We start from the raw sequence: 19,598 nt of genomic DNA on the forward strand, positions 1-19,598 counted from the left end.
TCATTAAAATGTATCTAGCCCGACCACGATTATGCAACTTTGTTTTGTTATCAATTAATATTTCAAAAATAACTAATTCATATATTTGAATCCGATACAAAGATATGAGCCCGACCCGCTTTTTCTGCGGGACACACCCTAAAAATAAATTGTGAATAATAAAAAAATCTCGCCATTGCTGACGAGATTCTCTTGTTTTTGACTTGATATATTTCAGGATTAGATGATTAACATCGCATCTCCGTAAGAATAGAATTGGTACTTTTCTTCAATTGCTTCAGCGTAAGCTCTTTTCATTAAATCGTGACCACAAAATGCAGAAACCATCATCAATAAAGTAGATTTTGGTGTGTGAAAATTAGTAATCATACATGTTGGAATCGCAAAATCATGCGGAGGAAAAACGAATTTATTAGTCCATCCGTCAAAAGGATTTAAAGTATTTTGTGATGAAACTGAACTCTCCACCGCACGCATGGATGTTGTTCCTACGGTACAAATACGTTTCTTTTTGGTTTTTGCGCTGTTCACAATATCGCAAGCTTCTTGCGTGATTTTTAACTCCTCAGAATCCATTTTATGTTTAGACAAATCCTCCACCTCAACTGGATTAAAAGTTCCTAAACCTACGTGAAGTGTTACCTCAGCAAATTTAATTCCTTTGATTTCTAACTTTTTTAATAGGTGTTTAGAAAAGTGCAATCCTGCAGTTGGCGCCGCCACAGAACCCTCTTCCTTTGCATAAATAGTTTGGTAACGCTCTGCATCTTCTGGGGTTACATCTCTAGAAATATATTTTGGAATGGGAGTTTCTCCTAGTTCGGTTAGTTTATTTCTGAATTCTTCATAGGATCCATCATATAAAAAACGCAAGGTTCTACCGCGTGATGTAGTATTGTCAATCACCTCAGCGACTAACGAATCGTCATCTCCAAAATATAGTTTATTACCTATTCTGATTTTACGCGCTGGGTCTACTAGAACGTCCCAAAGTCTTTGTTCTGAGTTGAGTTCTCTTAACAAAAAAACTTCGATTCTAGCACCTGTTTTTTCTTTATTTCCATACAAACGCGCTGGAAAAACCTTAGTGTTATTTAGAATTAAAACATCTCCGTCATCAAAATAATCGATAACATCTTTAAACATTTTATGTTCTATTGTTCCTTTCTTACGATCAATAACCATAAGACGTGCTTCGTCTCTGTTTTCAGCTGGATATTCGGCAAGAAGCTCTTTTGGTAAATCGAATTGAAAGTGTGATAATTTCATCTTAAAAATTTATAAGTTATGAATTATAAGTTACGAGTTAAGCCTCAACAAATTATAATCGTGTGCAAATATACGATTGTGAGATAGGCGTTGTCAAGTGTTTTGCTGTTTATTTTTCCTCACCCCTCCCGAAACCTCGGGACTCACCAAAGGAAAGGGAGAACGAAAACATGTTTTCTTCAATGAATTGAGGGTGTGTTACGAAATTTTGAAACCTAAACTTTTTAAATCTTCCCAAAAATCAGGATATGATTTTGAAACTACTTCGGCGTTTTCTATAACAATTGGCACTTTTAAAGCTAATGGCGCAAATGCCATCGCCATTCTATGATCGTTATAGGTAGCAATTTTAATATTGTGATTGATTTTGTTTGAGGCTACAAGCGTCAAGCTATCATTGGTAACCGATATAGTTGCTCCTAGTTTTGTTAGCTCTATTCGTAGTGCTTCCAGTCTATCGGTTTCTTTAATTTTTAGCGTATGAAGGCCCGTAAGATGACAACCAATTCCTAATCCTAAGCAGGTCACCACAATGGTTTGCGCGATGTCTGGCGTATTATTTAAGTCTAAATTTAAATTTTCTGGTTTAAAATCAGACTGTTTAACTAAAGTCATTTTGTTTCCTTGAAAATGCGTATCGACACCCATTTGTTTATAGATTTCGACCAAAGCCGAATCGCCTTGCAAACTGGTTTGTTTGTAACTTCTTAACGCTATCGTGCTGTTTTTGGATAAAGCAACAATACTAAAATAATAAGAGGCTGAGCTCCAATCGGATTCGACAGTCATTACTGTTGAGGCTACTTCTTGTTTTGGATAAACGGCAATAACATTTCCTTCAAAACTAGTTTTGATGTCCAAATCATTTAATAATGCCAAAGTCATTTTGATATACGGAACCGAAGTGATTTCGCCAACCAAAGTGATTTCGATACCGTCTTGCAATTTTGGCGCCACTAACAATAACGCCGAGATATACTGACTACTCACATTTGCTGGAATGCTTACCTGGGATTTGGTGATTTTTTGGCCAATTATCCGAATCGGCGGATAACCAACTTCCTTTTCATACGTAATTTTAGCCCCCAATTGTTCTAGAGCTTCTACCAATACTTTGATAGGACGTTCTTGCATTCTTTGAGAACCCGTCAAAATTACTTCACTCCCTCCGCTAACGGCAAAATAAGCAGTAAGAAACCGCATTGCAGTGCCCGCATGATGAATGTCTATTAATTGTGAGTTTTGAATTGTGAGTTGTGAATTTGCTAAAGCCTTACTCATTACTTCGCTATCATCAGAGTTGGATGTATTTTCTAAAGTTATATTTGGAAACAATGCTTGTAGCAATAACAACCGATTGGTTTCACTCTTTGAACCAGTAATATTTAATGATCCGGTATCAATTGTGTGTTGCGAATCCGTACTTATTTTTAAATTCATATAGCTAATTATGAGTTATGAAGTATGAGTTATAAATTATAGATGTGGACTACTATATTTCATGTTCGCAATTTATCACTCCGAATTTGGAATTCATAATTTATAGTTGACAAATTATTTGAGTTTATCGTTGTTTTTGTGACGATCTTTATCTCTAACGGATTTTAAATCCATTTTTTTATCGAAAGCCGCCTGTAAATCGATACCCGTTTGATTGGCTAAACACAATATTACAAAAACAACATCGGCAAGCTCCTCGCCTAAATCTTTATTTTTATCACTTTCTTTTTCGGATTGTTCGCCATAACGACGTGCAATGATACGCGCTACTTCACCTACTTCTTCGGTAAGTTGCGCCATATTAGTTAATTCGTTAAAATAGCGTACACCGTGTTCTTTGATCCAGGTGTCTACGTCGAGTTGGGAGTTTTTTAGGTTCATGGGTTTAGTTTTTTTATTTCTTTATCAAAATCAGAAATTATTTTTTGTGTTTTATTAAATTCTTCATAAGCAGCGATTGCTTTTTTATCAGCTTGTATTTTAGAAATTTTCCCTTTACCATCCAAAACCTTATAATCATTAAAGTTTAGAAATTTATTCACACTTGTTGCCAATTGACTCATCGTAAAAGTATTCTCCCGCTCTATCAATCCTTCTATGTAATCAAAATAACCCGTTACGGTGCGCTCCAATTGTTTAATTTCTTTTTCTTGTAAATAATTTTTGGCAACTACCACATCCGATTTCAAAACCCTTCCACTTGGACTGTTTTTCCAAGTCGTTAATCCCATATTTTCCTTTTTAGCATCGGCAATTTTAAAAATAATTTCTGCAGCCGTATTGCCTGTTATTGCAAAATGAAATTTATTTTGAACTGTGGCATAGAAATTTTTTGTGATATCGGCACTGCTGTCATAGTCAATACTGCACTCAGCAAAAATATCCGTTACTTGCTGGTAAATCCTTCTTTCACTTGCGCGAATCGAACGAACTCGTTGCAGTAACTCTTTAAAATAATCTTTACCAAAAATAGCCTGACCTTGTTTTAAACGATTGTCATCAAGAACAAACCCTTTTATAATATATTCTTTTAACGTCTGGGTTGCCCAAATCCTGAATTGTGTAGCTTTGGTAGAATTTACTCTGTAACCAACAGAAATTATTGCGTCAAGACTGTAATGTTTTACTTTGTAGGTTTTGCCATCTGATGCAGTTGCCGAGAAAACCTCGGTAACTGCATTTTCTTCTAATTCGTTACTCTCAAAAATATTTTTTAAGTGTAATGAAACATTGTCTGCACTGCAGTCAAACAATAATGCCATTGCTTTTTGTGAAAGCCACACCGATTCGTTTTGCAGTAAAACATCAACACGTATTTCTCCGCTTGGTGCAGTATATAAAATAAAATTTTTTAAACCTTCTTCCATAATTATTCTATTGCTATTGTATCAATTGCTTTCATTAAGCGATCGGTTTCGGTCAAGGCAACTATGATTTTTTTATAATGTGCAATATCGTCAAATTCCAGTTTGAGTTCCTTACGGTCTTTAAGCCATTTTTGAGCAGGTTGATAACCCTTAATATAGAAATTCCAAGCTACTTCAGGAACGTTGTCGAAATATTGGGTTTCATTGGTTGCGGCAACATCCGGAACAATACTTTCGATAAGTTGCTTTAAATTAACACAATAGGTATTTTCTGTTGCGTTTCCTCTTTTGTATGCGGAAATTAAATTTTGAATGAATTGTTCTAAAGTCATCTCAGTTGTATTTGAACAAATGTAAAGCATTGGAACCTAAAAAAACACCTTCAGTGAGGTGTTTCTTAGGATAATTTGTGGTATTTGCTTTTATGTTTGGAGAGCCCTACGGAAAGCTACTCTCTATTTTTACTATCAATAATAATGGTTACAGGTCCGTCATTTAGTATTGCTACTTTCATATCGGCACCAAAAACTCCCGTTTGCACTTTTTTGTCTAGATCTTGTTCAATTTGGGTGACAAATTTTTCATACAAAGGAACGGCTATTTCTGGTTTTGAAGCTTTAATGTAGGACGGACGATTTCCTTTCTTGGTCAAGGCATGAAGGGTAAATTGAGAGACTATTATGATATCGCCATCAATATCTTTTACAGATAAATTCATTACGTCATTTTCATCCCCAAAAATGCGGAGATTCACAATTTTTGAAGTCAACCAAGTAACATCTTCTGGAGTATCGCTATCTTCAATACCAACTAAAACCATCAATCCTTTTTGGATTTCGGCTACGATTTTAGCATCTATGGATACGGAGGAGGAAGAAACTCTTTGAATTACTACTTTCATTTGTTAGTCTTAAAGTTTTAAAGTCATAAGGTCGAAGGTCGTAAAACTAGTATAAATGATTAGTTACTTCTGACTTTCGACTTTCGACATTGCAATTTTTGACACTTTTACTCCCTCGTTTTATCACTTATAATTCGATCTTCATTATGAATGTCGGTTCGGTAATTTTCATCATCTCCTTCTAGAATTTTAAGATAACTTCTGTAACGAGACCATGCGATTTCATCTTTTTCCAAAGCGGCTTTGATAGCGCAATGCGGTTCGTCTTTATGCAAACAATTATTGAACTTACACTGGTCTTTTAACTTAAAGAACTCTGGAAAGTAACCGCTAATTTCCTCCTTTTCCATATCTACAATTCCAAAACCTTTGATTCCAGGTGTATCAATTATCCTAGCATGAAATGATAAATCATACATTTCTGCAAAAGTCGTCGTATGTTGCCCTTGCTTACTGGCTTCCGATATTGTCTTTGTTTTTAGATGCAAAGTAGGCTCCATAGCATTGACTAAAGTCGATTTTCCAACACCTGAATGTCCAGAAAACATACTTACTTTGCCAATCATTATTGCTTTCAATTCCTCAATTCCTTTCATTTCAGTAGAAGAAACGCGCAAACATTTGTATCCAATTTCTTGATACACATGCTGCATGTACAATTGCTCGTCTAAGGTAGATTCGTCAAACGTGTCTATTTTGTTAAAAACTAAAATAGTTTCAATTCCGTATGCTTCGGCTGTAACCAGAAAACGGTCTATAAAATTAAAAGTGGTTGGAGGATTGTTTATCGTTATCAATAAAAAAACACGATCAATATTAGAAGCAATAATATGCATCTGATGAGATAAGTTCACTGATTTTCGTACGATATAATTTTTTCTTTCATGAATGTTGTGAATGGTTCCGGTAACAGTATCCGAGGATTCTTCCAACTCATAATCAACAACATCTCCTACTGCAATTGGGTTGGTGCTTTTGATTCCTTTAATTCGGAATTTCCCTTTCATACGGCATTCTATAAAATCACCTTGATCGGATTTTACGGTGTACCAACTTCCTGTAGATTTATAAACGAGTCCTGTCATGCGGCAAAGGTAAAATTTTGTTTCAAGTTTATCCCGACACTTCGAGATAAAATTTGTGGTATTTAAGATTACCTCATAAACAAAGAACTCCAAAACTTTAAATTTAAAGCTTTGGAATTTCATTTTAGAAAATATTATTGGAAAATAAATTCCTTATTTTTTAACTTGGTAAGGAAAATTACGTCCCACTTTTCGCATCATTCTTTCCATGACAGCATTGGCTGAACTCATTACGTCTTCGTTCATTTCTTTGTAAAATCTCCAAAGCAAATCTCCATCTGCGCCATTGTAGACATTCATCGTCATTTCTCCACTGGCAACTTTTCCTGTTCCAAAACCAATTAAAAGTGTTTTTGCAAGTGCTAATCCTTCGCTGCTGGTTTTTTCATAAGCATAACCACATTTTATTACTGCATCAACACCTAGGATTTTGGCAAGTGCATCCGGAGTCATTTCATCGATTTTATCGTAAACTTCACTTTGTTTTAATAAAACATTTGTTCTTTCTATATCCTGAACAGTAACCGTATAATCCGCAGATTTTCTCAAAAGGTAGGTATACATTCCAGATTGCAAGTTAAAGCCTAATTTTCTTTCTTCATCTCTATTTGTTTGCGCATCAAAATTTTTAGGCAATCTTTTGTACGAAATGGATGCTTTAAAAGGTAATATTGCGACCGTTTTATGTTCTGCCACTAACTGAACTAATTTAGGGGATTCAAAAATTTGTTTTGAACTTTCAAATTGTGCTAGCATTAAAGTTGTCGTAAACAAACAGGTAAGCAGTAAAATAATTTTTTTCATTATAATTAATTGATTTTAGGTTACCGCAATACTACAAAAAAACCTACAAACATTTGTAGGTTTTAATAAAAAAATTACTTGTTTGAATTATTAAGCATTCAACACTTTATCTTGATGACTGATACTTTCTTGGTGAATGGCCTTGAATAATTTTAACACAAACTCTTCTGAAAGTCCTTTGGTTTCACCATCTAAGATCATTTTTCCTAATATTTCATTCCAACGGGTGTTTTGTAATACCGCTACATTGGCCGCTTTCTTCACCACGCCTATTTCGTCAGCTACTTTCATTCGTTTGCCTAAAAGTTCTAGCAAAGTGGCATCTAGAACGTCAATGTTAGCTCTTAATTTTTTCATTTTCTGTGTATACTCGTCAGACACATCATTTAGTTTTCTTACTTTCAAATCAATAAAAATTTGTTTCAAAGCATCAGGTGTTACTTGCTGAGCCGCATCGCTCCAGGCATTATCTGGATCAATGTGTGTTTCAATAATCATTCCGTCGTAATTCAAATCTAGGGCTTCCTGTGTAACTTCAAGAATCATTTTTCGATCACCAGTAATATGCGATGGATCAATAATTAAAGGCAAATCAGGAAATTTGTTTTGCAATTCTATAGCAATTTGCCATTCCGGAATGTTGCGGTATTTTGTTTTCTCATAAGTCGAAAATCCTCTGTGAATCACACCTAATTTTTCAATTCCTGCATTGTATAACCGTTCTACTCCACCCAACCACAAAGATAAATCTGGGTTTACTGGATTTTTTACCAAAACAATTTTATCTGTTCCAGCAAGTGCATCAGCAATTTCTTGTACGGCAAAAGGATTCACTGTAGTTCTTGCTCCTATCCACAAGACATCAATATCATATTCAAGGGCTAATTTTACGTGAGCAGCATTGGCCACCTCGGTTCCCATTAGCAATCCGGTTTGCTCTTTCGCTTTTTTTAACCATTTTAAACCTATTTCGCCAACGCCTTCAAATCCTCCCGGGCGCGTTCTTGGCTTCCAGATTCCTGCTCTAAAAATACTTACATCTGAATCCTTTAATTCATGTGCAATTTTCAATACTTGCTCTTCGGTTTCAGCGCTACATGGCCCCGCTATCACTAGTGGATGGGTCAAATTAAATGCCTCCAACCAATTCCTCATTTCTTTCTTATTTTCCATCTTTTCTAAATTTTATTTTCTAAGTTTTGTTTTTTTATGTTTTTTATGAACTCTCAAAACTGTTAACTGTGATTGAAAACTGCTCACTTCTTAACATTCATCCCGTTCAATATTTCTTTTATTTTATTCACACTTTCCATTTCATTGTAGATCGCCTCGTAATCCTCATTCTCTAAAAGCTCTTTAAATTTAGATAAATTCGAGATGTATTCATTCAGTGTTTTTACTACTTGCTTTCTATTTTGTTTAAAAATGGGTGTCCACATCGCGGGCGAACTTTTCGCAAGACGCACAGTACTTTCAAAACCAGAACCTGCCATATCAAAAATATCCTGCTCGTGTTTCTCCTTGTCAATTACTGTTTTCCCTAACATAAAAGCACTGATGTGAGACAAATGCGAGACGTACGCAATGTGCTTATCATGAGATTTTGGATCCATATACCTAATCCGCATTCCCATTTCTTGAAACAACGCCAAGGCACGTTCTTGCAATTTAAAAGTCGTTTTCTCCACCTCACAAATAATGTTTGTTTTTCCTTGAAACAAGCCTTTTATCGCTGCCGATGGTCCCGAAAATTCCGTTCCAGCAATAGGATGCGTAGCTATAAAATTTCTCCTTTTAGGATGATTGGCAATTCCCTCACAAATAGGTAATTTTGTAGAACCAACTTCAAAAACAATCGTTTGGTCCCCTATTGAATCCAAAACTTGGGGCACAACCGTGAGCGCTACATCTACCGGAACCGAAACAATCACAAAATCAGCATGCATCAAGTCTGCAAATGTTGCCACCTCATCAATAACACCCAACTCAATTGCCTGATCCAAATGTTTTTCGTTGGTATCAATCCCATAAATCACAGCATGGGGATACAAATCTTTAATATCCAACACCATCGAACCACCTATCAAGCCTATGCCTATTACAAATACTTTCATTTTTTTGTTTTTTATCCGAAGCTTATCCTGCTATCCGTTGCAATCTTTCCTGCCGAACGCCGGCAGCAAAGGATTTCCAGGGCTATCAGGGCTAGGGAATTTCGTTCTCGAGAACATTTATTTTTTCATTAAACAAATTCATTTGATCATGAATAATAAGTTATCACAATAAATCTCTCTGCTATTTCATTCCCCCTTTGGGGGTCAGGGGGCTTAAAATCGACTGATTGCTTCTCTAATCTTTTCTTCTTTAATACATAAAGCAAACCGAATATACCCTTCACCATTACTCCCAAAAATAGTTCCCGGCGTAATAAAAATTGATTTTTCGTGCAAGATCGTATCAATAAAATCGGCAGCCGATGTGACTCCATCTGGTAATTTTGCCCAAACAAACAAACCAACACCTTCTTTGTACACTTGACAACCTAATTTTTCGGCTAACTGTTCCGTAAGGATTCGTCGTTTTTTATAGATTTCATTCATAGAATCAAACCAAGCTTTTTCGCTTTTAAGTGCTTCAATGGCTCCTTTCTGAATTCCGTAAAACATGCCGCTATCCATGTTACTTTTTACTTTTAAAACCGCATCAATACATTTTGCATTTCCTAAAACCATTCCCACTCTCCAGCCAGCCATGTTAAAAGTCTTGCTTAACGAATTCAATTCTAAAACTACCTCTTCGGCACCAGCAATCTGCAGCAAACTAATCGGATTATCATTCAAAACAAAACTATACGGATTATCGTTTACTAACAAAATAGTATGTTTTTTGGCGAAAGCCACTAACTTTTCAAACAACTGTAAACTGCCACTTGCTCCTGTGGGCATATGCGGATAGCCAATCCACATGATTTTTACTTTCGTTAAATCCAGTTTTTCTAATAATTCGAAATCAGGTTCCCAATTATTGACCTCTTTTAAATCATAATAAACGGGTACTGCACCAACTAAATTCGTCACCGAAGTATAGGTTGGATATCCCGGATTTGGAATCAGCACCTGATTGCCTTCATTCAAGAAAGCCAACGAAATATGCATAATTCCTTCCTTAGAACCCATCAAAGGCAGGATTTGGTTCGCTGGATTTAATACAACTCCGTAATTATTTTTATAAAAATCTGCCATACCCTCGCGCAACTCTAGTAATCCTTGATAACTCTGATACTGATGCGCGTTTTCATCTTGCATAGCACCAACTATAGCGTCAATAACCACTTGTGATGGCAGTAAATCTGGACTTCCAATTCCCATATTGATAATGGGTTTCCCTTCCGAAGCCAATTGCCTTACTTCTCTCAATTTTGACGAGAAATAGTATTCTTCAATTATATCTAGGCGTTTTGCTGTAGTTATCATGGTTTTGTATTTTTATATTCACCCAAAACTTTAAAGTATTCTGCCATAATGATCAACAACGCTTTTGCCTTAGCATAATCTTCGTAATTTTCGAAAGTAACATCTACGAAAAAGGAATAGCGCCAAGGTGTTTCTATTTTTGGCAACGATTGGATCTTGGTTAAATTCAATTTACAATCGCTCATTACATTCAAAACTGCAGCTAAACTGCCGCGTTTATGATTCAATTCAAATTTGATGGAAGCTCTATTTATTTCGTTTTCAACAACAAATGAATTCTCCTTTTTTATAATAACAAATCGTGTCATGTTATTATTTATAGTCTGAATCTCTGGAGCCAAAATTTCTAAATCATACATTTCTGAAGCCGTTTTACTGGCGATTGCAGCAATTCCTTTCAACTGCTTTTCCTTAATTCGTCGCGCTGTTTCGGCAGTATCTTTGTCTTCGACTAACTTTATATGTGGATATTTCTTCAAAAAATCCATACATTGTAATAGGGCCATCGGATGCGAATGTACTTCTAAAATATCTTCTATTTTTTGACCTTTAAGCGCCATTAAATTTTGATGAATACTTAAATAATGTTCCCCTATGATGTGCAAATTATTTTTATCAATTAAAGCATAATTAGGAATAATGGGGCCAGCAATAGAATTTTCGATCGCCATAACCGCTTGATCTGATTTACCTGATATTAAATTATCTATCAATTCCTCAAAAGACAAACACTCGTCTAGAACAAATTCATGATTGAAATATTCTTGAGCAACTTGATGATGAAATGAACCCGCTATGCCTTGTATTCCTATTATTGTATTCATTATTATTCCGTTTTAAGCAAAAAAAAATCCCGATTCACATCGGGATTGTATATTTATAGTATCAATTTAATATTTCGATTAAACAACCATACAACAATCCCTTTCGACCTTCCAGAAGAAATAATAAGAATTGCTAAAATAAAATTGGTTATCTAACATGATGCTGCTTTTTTGTAATTTTTACATTGCGAATGTATGCAAAATTTACACTTCACCCAAAGAAAAAGTTTCTTTTGTTCGACAAAAAAGAGAATCTCTAAAAAACTGGTTATTAATTGTATAATGTTCAATAAATAGCCTTTAAAATACCACTAAAAAGAGTGTCACACATTCGATTAAAAAAAACTGAATTGAAATCTTTAATTGAAATACTGAACTTTGTTACACCGTTACTTTCTCCGATAGCCATTTTTTCCCTTCTGCAATTCGGGTTACTAGCATAGCCGAAACTAAATCTCCATTGGCATTGAGCAATGTAGCCATAGGATCTACTAGTGTTCCTATAATCATAGCGGCTGGTAATGCTTGCTCCATTGGAAATCCATAAACTGATATGGCTAAAATCTCACCAATATACCCACCATTTGGGATTCCGCCTTCTACTACTGATACAATAACTGTGATTCCCAAAGCAACCAATATGGTATATGGATCTGTAAGGTCTTTTCCAAATAGAGCAAAAATCACCGCTATTTTGACGATCGACGACATGCTCGAACCATCTTTATGCAACGGTGCGCCCAACGGTATTACCACGTTCCTGATATATGCTGGAATATTCATTTTTTCTGCACCTTCCAGATTTGCGGGGATTGTTGCAATGCTACTACAAGTTCCCAGTGCTGTCATGGAAGGGGTTATGTTGTTTTTCCAAAACACTTTAAACCCTAATTTTCCGCCCGCCATATAGGCATACAAACTAAAGAACACTATAAAATAAAATGCACAAACCGCGTAATACAATCCTAAAGGTTTGGCATACGCGCCAAACAGCTGGGGACCAAAAATACCTACTTGGTAGGCAAAATAAGCACCCAAACCAACAGGCGCCGTTTTCATAATAATGTGAAGCAATTGCTTCATAACTTCATTACCAGAATGAAGAAACCGACTAAAATCCTTCCCTTTTTCGCCCGAGTTCAAACACGCAAATCCTATTAAAAATGAAAATATAATAAGTGCTAACATATTTTTTCGAGACAGAAGTTCGAAAAAATCGCTAGCCGTTAGCAATTGCGTAATTTGTGAACCAGCAGATCCTGTTTCGACCATTTCCACTGGAACCTGAGAAAGAATAATATCTTGTTGTATGGGAAAAAGCAAAACGCCTACCAGCATCAAGATAGCCGAAACCAATACCGTAAATAAAAAAACGCCTAGAACTATTGCAAATAATTTTCCTAACTTTTCCGTCTTTTCTAAACTAGCAATAGAAGAAGCGATAGTAAAAAATATCAACGGGATAATTGCGGTGAATAATAGATTTAGAAAAATATCGCCTAGCGGTTTAATAACAGTAACATCTTTTCCAAAAACCAAACCTAAAATACTCCCCACAAAAATCCCACCGAGTAACAAAATAATACTGTTGTAATTTTTTAAGAAACTACTTGAAGTCGTGTTTTTCATATTTCTCTTTTTTTAGCGTACCGTAAATATAGAAATCTAAATGCTAGATTAGTAACCTCATTTGTCTTTTTATACCGTATTGCAAGTGAATAGATACTCTTGTTCAAAAAATAATTTAGGAATTAGCAGGACGTCTAACAACAAATTCATTGATTTTCTGTTTACTTTTGCAACAAATATTTCATCATGTCAATAGAGGTAAAAAACATATCTAAAAGTTATGGTGCTCAAAAAGCGCTAGATAACATTTCATTTGCGGTTAAAAAAGGAGAGATTGTTGGTTTTTTGGGCCCTAATGGCGCTGGAAAATCGACTTTGATGAAAATATTGACTACCTATATTAATGCAGATGAAGGCGATGCCCTAGTAAACGGCCATAATGTAAACACCAACCAGAAAGCGGTACAACTTGCTATTGGGTATTTGCCGGAGCACAATCCGTTGTATTTAGATTTGTATGTTCGTGAATATTTAGCGTTTAACGCAGATGTGTACAAAGTTGCCAAATCTCGAATCGAAGAGGTAATTCAACTGACTGGATTAAGTACCGAAAGCCATAAAAAAATAGGCCAACTCTCTAAAGGGTACCGCCAGCGTGTAGGTTTAGCCAATGCGCTACTGCACAATCCTGATGTTTTAATCTTAGATGAACCTACCACTGGTTTAGATCCAAACCAGTTGATGGAGATTAGAAACGTAATTAAAAACGTGGGAAAAGACAAGACTGTTTTTCTTTCAACACACATTATGCAAGAGGTTGAGGCTATTTGTGATCGCGTTATCATCATCAACAATGGAAAAATTGTAACAGATAAAAAACTGGATAACTTAATTTCTGAAGATAAAGAACAAGTAATTGAAGTGGAATTTGATTTTCAAGTCGAGGAACAAATGATTTCTAAAATTGAAAATCTTGTTTCGTATGTCAACATTCACGATATGATGTGGGAACTGACTTTTAAATCAGATAAAGACATGCGTTCTGTCGTCTTTGATTTTGCTCAAAACAATGGTTTGAAAACCTTACAACTCAATCAAAAGAATAAAAACTTAGAAGCGGTCTTTAGGGAGATTACGAAATAGTTAGCAGTGTTCCGTTATGTTTTCGAATAAAAAACAAACGCTGTTAAAACACAAAATTCGGCTTTGTCATTCCGACGAAGGAGGAATCTCACCAAGTGTGGCTCCTCTTTCATCAGAATGACAAGACAATAAAAAAAGCTTCTAGTTCACCAAGGCTAACTGGAAACTTTCAAAAATGTAGGATTGCTTCGTTCCTCGCAATGACTTTAAAAAAGTTGACTCGCAATTTGACGAATATTTTCCGATTTACCCATCGAATAATAATGCAAAACAGGAACTCCAGCAGCTTTTAATTCGCGTGATTGCTGAATAGCCCATTCGATCCCCACTTGTTTTACATCGGCATTCGTTTTGCAAACCGCAACGGCATCTATCAAATCCTCAGGTAAATCTATACGGAAAATTTGTGGCAAAATTTGTAAATGTCGGTGTACCGCTAAGGGTTTTATTCCGGGGATAATGGGAACGGTAATACCTATTTCACGGGCTTTAGCAACAAAATCAAAATACTTAGCATTGTCAAAAAACATTTGGGTAACCACATAATCCGCACCTGCGTCTACTTTTTCTTTCAGTCTCTTCAAATCAGAAAGTAGCGATGGAGATTCCAAGTGTTTTTCAGGATAGCCCGCAACTCCGATACAAAAATCAGCTTTATTGTCTACGTGTACAACTTCATGCAAATACTTGCCTTCATTCAATAATTTAATTTGTTGCACTAAATCTATTGCGTGAATATTTCCGCCCATTTTCGGTACAAAAGATTGTTCGTCCTTCATGGCATCACCACGCAACGCCATCACATTATTGATCCCCAAATAATGACAATCCACTAATAAATATTCGGTTTCTTCCTTCGTGAAGCCGCCACAAAGTACATGTGGAACAGTATCTACGTTGTATTTATGTTTTATTGAAGCACAAATCCCCAAGGTACCAGGTCGCATTCTAGTTAGTTTTTTGTCTAATAAACCATTGCCTTTGTCTACATAAATAAATTCCTCGCGAGATGTTGTTACATCAATAAACGGCGGTTTAAACTCCATCAAAGGATCAATATTGTCATACAGTTCCTGAATGCTTTTTCCCTTTTGTGGCGGAATAATTTCGAAGGAGAATAAGGTTTCTCCGTTAGCTGCTTCTATGTGTTGCGTTACTTTCATAATCCTCCCCCGACCCCTCCGAAGGAGGGGAGAACTCGGGTAATTTTAATTGAACAATTTTTTTATTCCTTTCTCAACTCCTCCCCTTTGGGGAGGCTGGGTGGGGATTTTAATCTGCAATATTTGGACCCAACCACTTCATTGCTTTATCTGTAGAAATACTTCTGCGTTTGGCGTAATCAATTACTTGATCTTCTTTTATTTTCCCCAGTCCGAAATACTTGCTTTCTGGATGTGCAAAATAATAGCCTGACACGGACGAAGCGGGCCACATCGCCATACTTTCTGTCAAGGTTACTCCTATTTCTTCTGCTACGTTTAGTAGTTTCCAAATAGTAGGTTTTTCTAAATGGTCGGGACACGCGGGATAGCCTGGTGCAGGACGAATTCCTTTGTAAACCTCATCAATCATCGCCTCTGTACTCAAGTTTTCATCAGGAGTATACCCCCAAATATTCTTTCTAATTTGCTCGTGTAAATATTCGGCAAAAGCCTCTGCAAAACGATCTGCCAATGCTTTCACCATTATCGAATTGTAATCGTCTAAATCTCTTTCAAATTCAGCCGCCCATTCATCTACACCAAAACCTGTAGTGACACAAAAACATCCCATATAATCTACTATTTTACTGTCTTTTGGAGCAATAAAATCAGACAAGGCAATATTTGGTGCTCCAGCCGTTTTTTGAGACTGCTGACGCAAAGTCAAAAATTTCTCTAGTACTTTCCCGTCCCCATTTTTTATGTCAATATCATCATCGTTCACTTGATTGGCTGGAAAAATGCCATAAATACCTTTAGCAGAGAGTTTCTTTTCTTTCAAAATAATAGCTAACATTTGTTGTGCATCTGCAAAAACAGATGTTGCTTGTTCGCCCACAATTTCATCAGTTAGTATAGCCGGATATTTTCCAAACAATTGCCACGTTCTAAAAAAGGGTGTCCAATCTATATACGGAACCAAAACATCCAAATCCACCTCGATAGTTTTTGTACCTATAAAATTGGGAGTTTTTGGAGTATACGTTTCCCAATTCAGTTGTAATTTATTTTTACGCGCTTGTTCAATTGTTAAATAGTCTTTATCTCGAGAACGGTTCAAAAAGGTTTCTCTAAAAGCATCATATTCGGCTCTAATATCGCTTGAGTATATTTTTCGATTGTGATCTAATAAATTCCCCGCCACTGTTACCGCTCTAGACGCATCGTTTACGTGAACTACCGTTTGCTTGTATTGTGGCGCAATTTTCACAGCAGTATGTGCACGTGAGGTTGTTGCACCTCCAATCATTATCGGGATTTGAACGTTCAATTTGTCTAATTCCTTAGCCAGATAAACCATTTCGTCCAGCGATGGAGTAATCAATCCGCTAAGACCAATAATATCAACGTTGTGTTCTATAGCTGCTGCAATAATTTTCTCTGGAGGCACCATGACACCAAGGTCAACAATCTCATAATTGTTGCATGCCAAAACTACCGAAACAATATTTTTTCCAATATCGTGAACGTCCCCTTTTACAGTAGCCATGAGGATTTTTCCATTGCCCGACTTGTCGCCAACTTGCTTAGCGGCTTCTATGTATGGAAGTAGATACGCCACCGCTTTTTTCATCACTCGTGCCGATTTTACTACTTGTGGCAAAAACATTTTTCCCGAGCCAAATAAATCGCCCACTACATTCATACCAGTCATCAAGTTGATTTCGATTACTTCAATCGGTTTTGCGGCTGCTTGTCTGGCTTCCTCAACATCTTCTTCAATAAATTGATCGACCCCTTTTACAAGCGAATGCGTAATTCGTTCTTGCACCGTTCCTGATCGCCATTCTAAAATCGCTTTTTCAATATTTTTTACATCGCCCTTAACATTCTCAGCAAAATCTAGCAATCGTTCTGTTGCGTCATCGCGTCGATCCAGAATTACATCCTCAACATGTTCCAATAAATCTTTTGGAATATCGTCATAAATCGATAGCATTTCTGGGTTTACAATCCCCATCGTCATTCCGTTTTGGATCGCATGATACAAGAAAACCGAGTGCATCGCTTCTCGAACAGTATCATTCCCTCTAAACGAAAACGACACATTACTTACGCCGCCACTTATGTGTGCGTGCGGTAAATTTTCGCGTACCCATTTAGTCCCTCTAAAGAAATCCAAAGCATTCAATCGGTGTTCTTCCATTCCTGTCGCTACTGGAAAAACATTCAAATCAAAAATAATATCCTGCGGAGGAAACCCCACTTTATGCACCATAATATCATACGAGCGTTGGCATATTTCTATGCGACGCTCGTAATTATCTGCCTGACCTTTCTCGTCAAAAGCCATGATAATTACAGCAGCACCATAACGTTTTATCAATTTAGCATGTGCAATAAAAGCTTCCTCACCTTCTTTCAGCGAAATAGAATTTACCACACTTTTCCCTTGAACAACCTTCAAGCCCGCTTCAATGATTTCCCATTTTGAGCTATCAATCATAATCGGCACACGAGAAATATCGGGCTCTGCGGCAATTAAGTTCAGGAATTTGGTCATGGCATACACACCATCGAGCAATCCCTCATCCATATTAATATCAATGATTTGGGCTCCACCATCTACTTGCTCCCGTGCAATTTCAAGCGCCTCATCGTATTTTTCTTCCTTAATCAACCTAAGGAATTTTCTGGAACCCGTCACATTAGTCCGCTCGCCAATGTTCACAAAAACACTTTCGGGTGTAATTATTAAGGGCTCTAATCCTGATAATACTAGGTTTCTTCTGTTTTCTGCCATTTTAATTTAAGTTACTAAGACCCTAAGTAGCTTAGGTGCTGAGTTGTTTTTATGATATCATTTGCTGCAAAGTTTTCAAAACCTTACCATTTTATTTCAATTTTTTTTTGGGCGTGTCCCTCTAAAAAAAGTCGGGTCGGGCTATTCGTTCTATCTTTTGCTCCGCTATCGCTTCACAAAAGGATGCCACTACTATCCCTCACGCGGGCATTGTGCTAACAACTCTTCTTTTTTTATTGATTCTTCCGTTTCTTTATTCTTTAATTTTGTCATTCTGAGGAACATAGAATCTAAACAAATTGCTCTGCTGCTTGCGCGAGCGTCACGCTCGTGCTTATTCTTTTTTCTTAAAAATCTTTTCCTGCCTATATTGTGTGCACTAGCGGGACGCTTGCGCTAGCTTTAGGCCACAACAATCACTTAAAACTCATTTGAGTCATCTCTTTCTTCATTAAATTTCTCTACATCCAAATCTTCAAATTCTAAACAATTATTAATCTCATGAAAAGTAATGGGAAGTAATTCATTAAATGTTTTAGCTTGTTCGTAACTTATTTCATCAGGGAAATTAAAATAATATTTATTTATTAATTCTATTCCAAACTCTGATTTATAATAATCTTGTAAGCTCAAAAAAACTTCATCATAATTATCACAACCATATATAAAATCAACTACATTTTTTCCCGCTAAATTTATTATTGATAAAGTATCAGCCTTAGTTCTTCCGTCTAATGCTTTTTCAATAGTATCAAATCTACCAACCAATAACCCTAATTCACCCTCGTCAACATAATAAGATTCACCTGAGTGCAAATAAACTATCTTTCGAACAACAAATTTACCAGTCTTATTTTCATTGAGAATTTTGCTGTATTTTTCTATTAAATTATCTCTAATTTCAAAATTTACTAAGTTTTTTAAACTTGGCAAGATTTGAATTTGTTTTATTTTATTTGAGCTCAAATCCAAACTATTTAGAGAAATTAAATTATTTAAGTTTTCAATTTTGGAGATATAATTATGGCCTAAATACAATTTAGTTAATTGTGACTGATTTTCTAAACAATCTATTTTTGATATCTTATTATTACTCATCCATAATTCTTTCAAACTAACAAGGTTTTCTAAACCTTCTAACTTACATATTTGATTGTCAGATAAATATAATTCTTCAAGATTTCTTAAATCATCTAAACCCTCTATTTTAGTGATTTCATTATTAAACAAATACAAAACTTTTAACTTTCTCAGATTTTGTAAGTTTTCAATCTTTTTTATTTTATTATTAAATAACGTAATTTCATTCAAATTTATATTTGAATCAAGCCCTTCAATTTTTTCAATATTATTATTATCAAGACTAATAAATCGAAGTTTTGTTAATTTCCCTAACCCTTCTATTTTAGTAATTTGATTTTCATCCAGAATTAAATTAAATAACTCGGTAAAACTTTCAAAACCTTGTATTTTGTTTATTTTATTTCTCCGTAGATTTAATCCAATTACATTTCTATTGATATCTAATAAATACCTATTATTATTATCTATCGAATTTATATGTCCTTCAGTGTGTTCCTCAATTGTAATCTTATAAATTTTCTCAAGTCTTAAAATTTCTTTCGGCTTACTTGTAGTTTTAACATTAAAAAAAAACTTTAAATATTTCAATATGTTAATCTTTCTTATTCTTTAATATATTTATGGTATAAAAA

Annotated in this window: 17 protein-coding genes; 1 reads left to right on the forward strand and 16 read right to left on the reverse strand. The window is 35.6% G+C overall.

Annotated elements, in window-relative coordinates; all coding sequences use genetic code 11:
* Positions 1-219 precede the first annotated feature (219 nt).
* The 13 genes from queA to ACNQGO_RS05160 form a co-directional block, all read right to left on the reverse strand.
* On the reverse strand, positions 220-1,269 hold the full coding sequence (gene queA, locus ACNQGO_RS05100; protein WP_417984513.1) for a tRNA preQ1(34) S-adenosylmethionine ribosyltransferase-isomerase QueA: 1,050 nt from the start codon (positions 1,267-1,269) through the stop codon (positions 220-222).
* A gap of 198 nt (positions 1,270-1,467) precedes the next feature.
* Positions 1,468-2,709, reverse strand: coding sequence for a 3-phosphoshikimate 1-carboxyvinyltransferase (gene aroA, locus ACNQGO_RS05105; RefSeq protein WP_417948032.1), 1,242 nt, complete (start codon positions 2,707-2,709; stop codon positions 1,468-1,470).
* Positions 2,710-2,823: 114 nt separating this feature from the next.
* Positions 2,824-3,150 (reverse strand): nucleotide pyrophosphohydrolase, encoded by a 327-nt coding sequence (locus ACNQGO_RS05110; RefSeq protein WP_417984515.1) that lies wholly within the window; start codon positions 3,148-3,150, stop codon positions 2,824-2,826.
* Positions 3,147-4,136, reverse strand: a complete 990-nt coding sequence (locus ACNQGO_RS05115; protein WP_417947373.1) for a virulence RhuM family protein — start codon at positions 4,134-4,136, stop codon at positions 3,147-3,149. The genes ACNQGO_RS05110 and ACNQGO_RS05115 overlap by 4 nt, the downstream gene beginning before the upstream one ends.
* 2 nt (positions 4,137-4,138) lie before the next feature.
* The gene (locus ACNQGO_RS05120) at positions 4,139-4,468 is read right to left on the reverse strand and encodes a type ISP restriction/modification enzyme (protein ID WP_417947374.1); all 330 of its coding nucleotides are present in this window, start codon (positions 4,466-4,468) and stop codon (positions 4,139-4,141) included.
* Between the two features lie 116 nt (positions 4,469-4,584).
* Entirely contained in the window at positions 4,585-5,037 is a 453-nt protein-coding gene (gene dtd / locus ACNQGO_RS05125; protein WP_417947375.1) for a D-aminoacyl-tRNA deacylase, read from the reverse strand.
* A gap of 107 nt (positions 5,038-5,144) precedes the next feature.
* Positions 5,145-6,122, reverse strand: a complete 978-nt coding sequence (rsgA, locus tag ACNQGO_RS05130; RefSeq protein WP_417947377.1) for a ribosome small subunit-dependent GTPase A — start codon at positions 6,120-6,122, stop codon at positions 5,145-5,147.
* A 153-nt stretch (positions 6,123-6,275) separates the two neighbouring features.
* The gene (locus tag ACNQGO_RS05135) at positions 6,276-6,926 is read right to left on the reverse strand and encodes a hypothetical protein (RefSeq protein ID WP_417947378.1); all 651 of its coding nucleotides are present in this window, start codon (positions 6,924-6,926) and stop codon (positions 6,276-6,278) included.
* Between the two features lie 90 nt (positions 6,927-7,016).
* Entirely contained in the window at positions 7,017-8,099 is a 1,083-nt protein-coding gene (locus ACNQGO_RS05140) for a chorismate mutase (protein WP_417984516.1), read from the reverse strand.
* Positions 8,100-8,182: 83 nt separating this feature from the next.
* The gene (locus tag ACNQGO_RS05145; RefSeq protein ID WP_417984518.1) at positions 8,183-9,040 is read right to left on the reverse strand and encodes a prephenate dehydrogenase; all 858 of its coding nucleotides are present in this window, start codon (positions 9,038-9,040) and stop codon (positions 8,183-8,185) included.
* A 213-nt stretch (positions 9,041-9,253) separates the two neighbouring features.
* Positions 9,254-10,399: a pyridoxal phosphate-dependent aminotransferase gene (locus ACNQGO_RS05150; RefSeq protein WP_417984520.1), complete on the reverse strand. Its 1,146-nt coding sequence runs from the start codon at positions 10,397-10,399 to the stop codon at positions 9,254-9,256.
* The gene (locus tag ACNQGO_RS05155; RefSeq protein WP_417948222.1) at positions 10,396-11,223 is read right to left on the reverse strand and encodes a prephenate dehydratase; all 828 of its coding nucleotides are present in this window, start codon (positions 11,221-11,223) and stop codon (positions 10,396-10,398) included. The genes ACNQGO_RS05150 and ACNQGO_RS05155 overlap by 4 nt, the downstream gene beginning before the upstream one ends.
* A 381-nt stretch (positions 11,224-11,604) precedes the next feature.
* A complete protein-coding gene (locus tag ACNQGO_RS05160; protein ID WP_417984522.1) occupies positions 11,605-12,852 on the reverse strand; it encodes a dicarboxylate/amino acid:cation symporter in 1,248 nt (415 codons plus the stop codon).
* A gap of 186 nt (positions 12,853-13,038) precedes the next feature.
* Here ACNQGO_RS05160 and gldA point away from each other — a divergent pair, with 186 nt between their 5' ends.
* Positions 13,039-13,935, forward strand: a complete 897-nt coding sequence (gene gldA, locus ACNQGO_RS05165; protein WP_417947787.1) for a gliding motility-associated ABC transporter ATP-binding subunit GldA — start codon at positions 13,039-13,041, stop codon at positions 13,933-13,935.
* A 206-nt stretch (positions 13,936-14,141) separates the two neighbouring features.
* Here gldA and metF read toward each other — a convergent pair whose 3' ends face one another.
* From metF to ACNQGO_RS05180, 3 genes are all read right to left on the reverse strand, one after another.
* The gene (gene metF / locus ACNQGO_RS05170; protein WP_417947788.1) at positions 14,142-15,098 is read right to left on the reverse strand and encodes a methylenetetrahydrofolate reductase [NAD(P)H]; all 957 of its coding nucleotides are present in this window, start codon (positions 15,096-15,098) and stop codon (positions 14,142-14,144) included.
* 109 nt (positions 15,099-15,207) lie between these two features.
* Positions 15,208-17,883: a methionine synthase gene (metH, locus tag ACNQGO_RS05175; RefSeq protein WP_417984524.1), complete on the reverse strand. Its 2,676-nt coding sequence runs from the start codon at positions 17,881-17,883 to the stop codon at positions 15,208-15,210.
* 420 nt (positions 17,884-18,303) lie between these two features.
* On the reverse strand, positions 18,304-19,554 hold the full coding sequence (locus ACNQGO_RS05180) for a leucine-rich repeat domain-containing protein (protein ID WP_417984526.1): 1,251 nt from the start codon (positions 19,552-19,554) through the stop codon (positions 18,304-18,306).
* Between the last annotated feature and the right edge of the window lie 44 nt (positions 19,555-19,598).

The organism is Flavobacterium frigidum, assembly GCF_048286735.1.
Lineage (GTDB): Bacteria > Bacteroidota > Bacteroidia > Flavobacteriales > Flavobacteriaceae > Flavobacterium.

What these genes read in the sequence shown, in the direction of transcription:
- queA (WP_417984513.1), bottom strand. Translation starts at nt 1,269, where the DNA reads ATGAAATTATCACACTTTCAATTCGATTTACCAAAAGAGCTTCTTGCC.
- aroA (WP_417948032.1), bottom strand. Translation starts at nt 2,709, where the DNA reads ATGAATTTAAAAATAAGTACGGATTCGCAACACACAATTGATACCGGA.
- ACNQGO_RS05110 (WP_417984515.1), bottom strand. Translation starts at nt 3,150, where the DNA reads ATGAACCTAAAAAACTCCCAACTCGACGTAGACACCTGGATCAAAGAA.
- ACNQGO_RS05115 (WP_417947373.1), bottom strand. Translation starts at nt 4,136, where the DNA reads ATGGAAGAAGGTTTAAAAAATTTTATTTTATATACTGCACCAAGCGGA.
- ACNQGO_RS05120 (WP_417947374.1), bottom strand. Translation starts at nt 4,468, where the DNA reads ATGACTTTAGAACAATTCATTCAAAATTTAATTTCCGCATACAAAAGA.
- dtd (WP_417947375.1), bottom strand. Translation starts at nt 5,037, where the DNA reads ATGAAAGTAGTAATTCAAAGAGTTTCTTCCTCCTCCGTATCCATAGAT.
- rsgA (WP_417947377.1), bottom strand. Translation starts at nt 6,122, where the DNA reads ATGACAGGACTCGTTTATAAATCTACAGGAAGTTGGTACACCGTAAAA.
- ACNQGO_RS05135 (WP_417947378.1), bottom strand. Translation starts at nt 6,926, where the DNA reads ATGAAAAAAATTATTTTACTGCTTACCTGTTTGTTTACGACAACTTTA.
- ACNQGO_RS05140 (WP_417984516.1), bottom strand. Translation starts at nt 8,099, where the DNA reads ATGGAAAATAAGAAAGAAATGAGGAATTGGTTGGAGGCATTTAATTTG.
- ACNQGO_RS05145 (WP_417984518.1), bottom strand. Translation starts at nt 9,040, where the DNA reads ATGAAAGTATTTGTAATAGGCATAGGCTTGATAGGTGGTTCGATGGTG.
- ACNQGO_RS05150 (WP_417984520.1), bottom strand. Translation starts at nt 10,399, where the DNA reads ATGATAACTACAGCAAAACGCCTAGATATAATTGAAGAATACTATTTC.
- ACNQGO_RS05155 (WP_417948222.1), bottom strand. Translation starts at nt 11,223, where the DNA reads ATGAATACAATAATAGGAATACAAGGCATAGCGGGTTCATTTCATCAT.
- ACNQGO_RS05160 (WP_417984522.1), bottom strand. Translation starts at nt 12,852, where the DNA reads ATGAAAAACACGACTTCAAGTAGTTTCTTAAAAAATTACAACAGTATT.
- gldA (WP_417947787.1), top strand. Translation starts at nt 13,039, where the DNA reads ATGTCAATAGAGGTAAAAAACATATCTAAAAGTTATGGTGCTCAAAAA.
- metF (WP_417947788.1), bottom strand. Translation starts at nt 15,098, where the DNA reads ATGAAAGTAACGCAACACATAGAAGCAGCTAACGGAGAAACCTTATTC.
- metH (WP_417984524.1), bottom strand. Translation starts at nt 17,883, where the DNA reads ATGGCAGAAAACAGAAGAAACCTAGTATTATCAGGATTAGAGCCCTTA.